The organism is Mesorhizobium sp. M7A.F.Ca.CA.004.04.2.1 (assembly GCF_004022825.1).
In the GTDB taxonomy this organism is placed as follows: Bacteria; Pseudomonadota; Alphaproteobacteria; order Rhizobiales; family Rhizobiaceae; genus Mesorhizobium.
The window spans coordinates 1-1,909 of sequence record NZ_RZPH01001105.1 but is presented as its reverse complement, the minus strand read 5'-3'; the positions used below and the strand labels follow the sequence as shown (position 1 = coordinate 1,909).

Below are 1,909 nucleotides of genomic sequence, written 5' to 3'. Positions count from 1 at the left end.
GGTGACGTTGATCTGGGGCGGCGGCCTGATGATGATGGCGGGCGCGGCGATGTCACTGATGGACCGGCGCCTGCGCGTCGGCGCGCCGTCGCGGCGGCGCAAGCAGGCGAGCGCGGTGCCATCCGCGACCCTGCCATGAACGCGCGGTTTTCTCTGACCTCCATTGTCCTGCTGCTGGCGCTGTTCTTTGCCGGCACGGCCTCGGCGGTGAAGCCTGACGAGGTGCTGCCTGATCCGACGCTGGAGGCGCGGGCGCGGGCGCTGTCGGAAGGCTTGCGCTGCATGGTCTGCCAGAACCAGTCGATCGACGAATCCGATGCCGACCTTGCCCGCGACCTGCGCGTCCTTGTGCGTCAGCGCCTCGTCGCCGGCGACACCGACCAGCAGGTCATGGACTACGTGGTTTCGCGATATGGCGAGTTCGTGCTGCTGAAGCCGCGATTCGACCTGCGCAATGCGTTGCTGTGGGGCACGCCCGTCCTGCTGTTGCTGGTGGGAGGCGTTTTCATCGTGCTGACCGCGCGGTCGCGCCGCGTGCTGGCAACAAAATCACTGTCCTCCGAAGAACAGGCATCGTTGGACGCCATATTGCGCCGCGACTGATGTCCGCCGTCACTCCCAAACATTACCAAAGTTTCATGTGTCGGAAATGGCGCTGTAATGTGTGCCGCTCTAATTCTCCTTTCCGAGGATGCCGACCAAGCAGCGTCCGTTGAAAGAGGATAAGAGATCCATGAATATTGCCCCCAATTCATATTCCGTCACCCGCAAGCGTCTCATGGCTGCCGTCGCATCTGTCGCCGTGGCCGGTGCGATCGGGGTTGGCGCGCTGACCAGCGGAACCAGCCCTGTTCTGGCCGATGCCGTACGCGTCGAGGCGCCGCAGGTGCCGGGCTTCGCCGATGTCGTGGAGCGCGTTTCTCCCGCCGTTGTCAGTGTCAAGGTCAAGGCCAAGATCAGCCCGGCCGCCGATGATGGCTCCGACCCGTCCGACGACCAGGATGGCATGAACAACCTGCCCAACAATCCACAGCTACGCCGCTTCTTCAAGGAATTCCGTGGCTTTGGTGACCAGGACGGCCAGGGTGGCGGCAACAGGCGCTTCAGCCACCGCGACCGCAACAACGATCAGCCGCGGCCGGTTGCCCAGGGCTCGGGCTTCTTCATCTCGGATGACGGCTATCTCGTCACCAACAATCACGTTGTTTCAGAAGGCTCGGCCTTCACCGTGGTGATGCATGACGGCAAGGAACTCGACGCCAAGCTGGTCGGCACCGACCCGCGCACCGATCTCGCCGTGCTCAAGGTCGACGGCGTCGGCAAGTTTACCTATGTCGACTTCGCCGATGACTCCAAGGTTCGCGTCGGCGACTGGGTGGTGGCCGTCGGCAATCCGTTCGGCCTTGGTGGAACCGTCACCGCCGGCATCGTCTCCGCCCGCGGCCGTGACATCGGCGCTGGCCCTTATGACGACTTCATCCAGATCGACGCATCGGTCAACCGCGGCAATTCTGGCGGTCCGACCTTCAACCTCAACGGCCAGGTCGTCGGCATCAACACCGCGATCTTCTCGCCATCCGGCGGCAGCGTCGGCATCGCCTTCGACATTCCCGCTTCGACCGCCAAGCAGGTCGTTCAGGACCTGATGAAGAGCGGCTCCGTGCAGCGCGGCTGGCTCGGTGTGGAAATCCAGCCGGTCACCTCCGACATCGCTGAGTCGCTTGGTCTGAAGTCCAACAACGGCGCACTGGTTTCCAGTGCCCAGGATGATGGTCCCGGCAAGAAGGCGGGCATCACGGCCGGTGACGTGATCACCCAGGTCGACGGAAAAGATGTCGCTTCGCCGAAGGAACTGGCCCGGCTGATCGGCGCCTATTCGCCTGGCAAGTCGGTCGACGTCACCGTGTGG

2 protein-coding genes are annotated in these 1,909 nt (G+C 63.7%); both read left to right on the top strand.

Features of this window, described 5'->3' with window-relative positions:
* The first annotated feature begins 135 nt into the window (after positions 1-135).
* A complete protein-coding gene (locus tag EN893_RS31765) occupies positions 136-603 on the top strand; it encodes a cytochrome c-type biogenesis protein (RefSeq protein WP_127270956.1) in 468 nt (155 codons plus the stop codon).
* Positions 604-733: 130 nt separating this feature from the next.
* On the top strand, positions 734-1,909 hold a 1,176-nt coding region (locus EN893_RS31760), incomplete at its 3' end, for a trypsin-like peptidase domain-containing protein (RefSeq protein ID WP_128362091.1).